The sequence below is a fragment of the Gracilimonas sp. genome, from assembly GCF_035704785.1.
Lineage (GTDB): Bacteria > Bacteroidota > Rhodothermia > Balneolales > Balneolaceae > Gracilimonas.
Map to the genome: position 1 here is coordinate 1 of NZ_DASSWP010000023.1, position 3026 is coordinate 3026.

Consider the following 3026-nt stretch of genomic DNA (forward strand, 5'->3'; position numbering starts at 1 on the left):
CCGATGGTATCTTTGAATACCTTTTTCCATAGTGCCTCGTGGGTTTCATAAACGACTTCTTCGTTCACAAAACTCATCTCCACATCGATCTGGGTGAATTCCGGCTGGCGGTCAGCTCGAAGATCTTCATCCCTGAAACACTTCACGATCTGGAAATATCGGTCATAGCCCGAAACCATCAAAAGCTGTTTGTACGTCTGTGGACTTTGAGGCAGTGCAAAAAACTTACCGGCATTAACGCGGCTTGGAACCAAATAATCACGGGCTCCTTCGGGAGTACTTCGCATCAAAACGGGAGTTTCAACTTCAGCAAAATTCAGGTTATGATAAAACTCCCGAACCGATTGGTAGAATTTTGACCGAAGCATGATCTTATCCTGTACTTCAGGGCGGCGCAGATCCAGATAGCGATATTTCAGCCGGACTTCTTCATTGGTAGAAATACCGTCTTTGATCTCGAAAGGAGGTGTTTCTGCTTCGGAATAGATCACCAGTTCTGTGGCTTCGATCTCAACTTCGCCAGTAGGCATATTCTTGTTGATGTTTCCTTCTCCCCGGGTGATCACTTTTCCCTTGACACCGATCACATACTCTGCTCGAAGCTGCTCCGCTTTGGCATGCAACTCATCATCATTTTCTTTAAAAACAACCTGGGTTATGCCATAGCGATCTCTAAGGTCAATAAATATTACACCTCCGAGGTCACGACGTGGTCCTACCCAACCATTTAAAATTACTTCTTCGCCAATATTATTTGCGGTGAGTTCTCCGCAAGTGTGTGTTCTTTTAAGGGTCATTCTTTTTGATGAATCGTAGAGTGAAAACTTTTGGTTACTAAGGCGCTGAAAATACGCATAATGTAAACGAATCGCTTACTTCAATGTCACCCGAACTTATTTTTCTGATCAATACTTTTGCATCCTTCTTTTTGACCGGTCTTGTCTGGATCGTGCAACTGGTTCATTACCCCTCCTTTCATATGTAAGCGCAGAAAATTTCACGGCTTTTCAACAGCATCATCTAAAGAGTATCGACAAGATTGTGATCCCCGTGATGGTAGCTGAGATCGCCACTTCATTCGGACTTGCATGGATCGATGGTTTTACGTCCCTCAACGCCTTCGGCTTTTATGTGGTGATATTGATATGGGCAGCAACAGGATTGTTTTCTATTCCGGCACATTCAAAACTGGAAGATCATAAGAATGAAGCAGCCATCAATACTTTGGTTTCCACCAATTGGATCCGAACCATTTTATGGACGATAAAATCGGGAATTTCCTTTTGTTTGTTATATCAATTTTAGAGTTTTTCCGGGTGTACATAGACGTACTAACGTCAAGCTATAAGGTATTTACTTACAATATCTTATGGCTTTTGCGTTTTTTAGTACCGGCAAACATACGGCAAATATTTTCACTTGAATGCACTCTTTTGCCAGCTACAGGCTTATTTTCTTTACAGAGTTGCTTATTTTAATTTTTTCACGCAAAGGCATTTCTAGTTAAAAACTAGGGGTTATGCGACGGGCCGTTATATCATTTTATTCTTAAACATAATATGGGATGGATTCCTAATCGCCGATACACAGGCTCCTTCTTTTTTTGATTCTTATAATCCCAAAGTTTTAAAGGCTGAAGGTGCTAACCATATTGAAAAAACGCCCGTGTTGCCGCTAAACTGGTAATGACAGTGCCGTAAAATATGCAACCGCTATCTGGTATGTATCCGTACTATGAAATAAATTTAAAGAGACTAACATTTTTTAAAAACTAGAAAATGACGATGAATTACAGCTATTTTATAACTCATTTATGCCTGTGCGCTGCCCTGCTTTCTTCATGTGAGCTGTTTGGCGGGGGTGATACCGGTCCCGGAGGGGGAGAGGTGGTCTGGAAGGTGGAAAACTCTACCGACCGATTAGTGGGCACGCAGCCACTGATCGAAGAAGGAACCGTATATTTTGTTCAGGATACGCAACTCAAAGCCTACACCCTTAAAGAAGGTAAGCGGCTCTGGAGTATTAATACCGGCAACGGCAATTTCTCTCGGGCGATCCTTTCCAGTGAGAATACGCTGTACCTGGATGAAGGATTCAGCATCAAAGCCATTTCCAAAGCCAACGGAAGGATGCTATGGAACAACCCTGTGACTCCGGACGCCACGGAATTCTCCGGCATGGGTTCGCCGGTAATGAGCCAGGACAAAGAGTACTTGTATGCAGGCCGTCGGGACTATGTATTACAGGTACGCAAGAGTGACGGGGCAGTTACTCAGCGCTACCCCATCGACCGGCTGGTGCCTGAAGGGGTTTCTCAGGGAGCCACCGAAGCAATTATTTCTCCTTATGGAGATGGCATATTGTATGTGTCCGGGACTTCGTTTGACCGCACAACTCCCGGAGAAGAACGCTATCGGGGAAACTTATTTGCCTTCCATGCCGCTACCGGCGATTTGGTATGGGAGCTTCGCGCAGAGTTTCTTGTGGATGACTACAATACCGAGCAGCCAGGTGATTCGCTGCTGGTCAGCCCTCCAATTTACGACATGGCGCTAACAGACTCATTGATTGTCCTGCTTCAGGGGTTCGCCATAGTGGCCGTAAACCGTTCAGATGGAACCATTGAATGGGTACATAATTTTTTTGACAGCGGGTTTGATGTGGGCCTGGCGGTAGATGCCGAGGCCATTTATGCCGCTTCCATCGGTACCTATGCGCATAAACTGGACCTCACAACCGGAGAGGAGCTTTGGCGAAAGGATATCTTTTATTCCAATACCAGTATTCCTACGGTACAGAACAACAGGTTATATTTTACAAATTCTGGTGGTGGAGATATCTGGGTACTGGATACCTCAAGCGGAAAGGTCATTTACAGCAAGCTTCCGCCGGGCTATAAAACCGACAGCCACGACATTTATATCTCCTCGCTGGGGGTGGGCGAGGGCTACATGGTGAATGTAGGCAGCAAAGCCGTATACTGCCTGAAGGTGCCTTGAATCTGTTTAACTAAATAGTTGCTATTT

At 44.9% G+C, this 3026-nt stretch carries 3 protein-coding genes; 2 read left to right on the forward strand and 1 reads right to left on the reverse strand.

Annotation, left to right across the window (positions count from 1 at the left end):
• A partial coding sequence (gene aspS, locus VFM80_RS01095) for an aspartate--tRNA ligase (RefSeq protein ID WP_395068695.1) occupies positions 1-797 on the reverse strand: 797 nt, incomplete at its 3' end.
• A 244-nt stretch (positions 798-1041) separates the two neighbouring features.
• Here aspS and VFM80_RS01100 point away from each other — a divergent pair.
• Entirely contained in the window at positions 1042-1305 is a 264-nt protein-coding gene (locus VFM80_RS01100) for a hypothetical protein (protein WP_395068697.1), read from the forward strand.
• Positions 1306-1784: 479 nt separating this feature from the next.
• Positions 1785-2999: a PQQ-binding-like beta-propeller repeat protein gene (locus VFM80_RS01105; protein ID WP_395068699.1), complete on the forward strand. Its 1215-nt coding sequence runs from the start codon at positions 1785-1787 to the stop codon at positions 2997-2999.
• Positions 3000-3026: the final 27 nt, after the last annotated feature.

Excerpts from the sequence above, each read along its gene's own strand:
- VFM80_RS01105 (WP_395068699.1), top strand. The coding sequence starts at position 1,785 with ATGAATTACAGCTATTTTATAACTCATTTATGCCTGTGCGCTGCCCTG.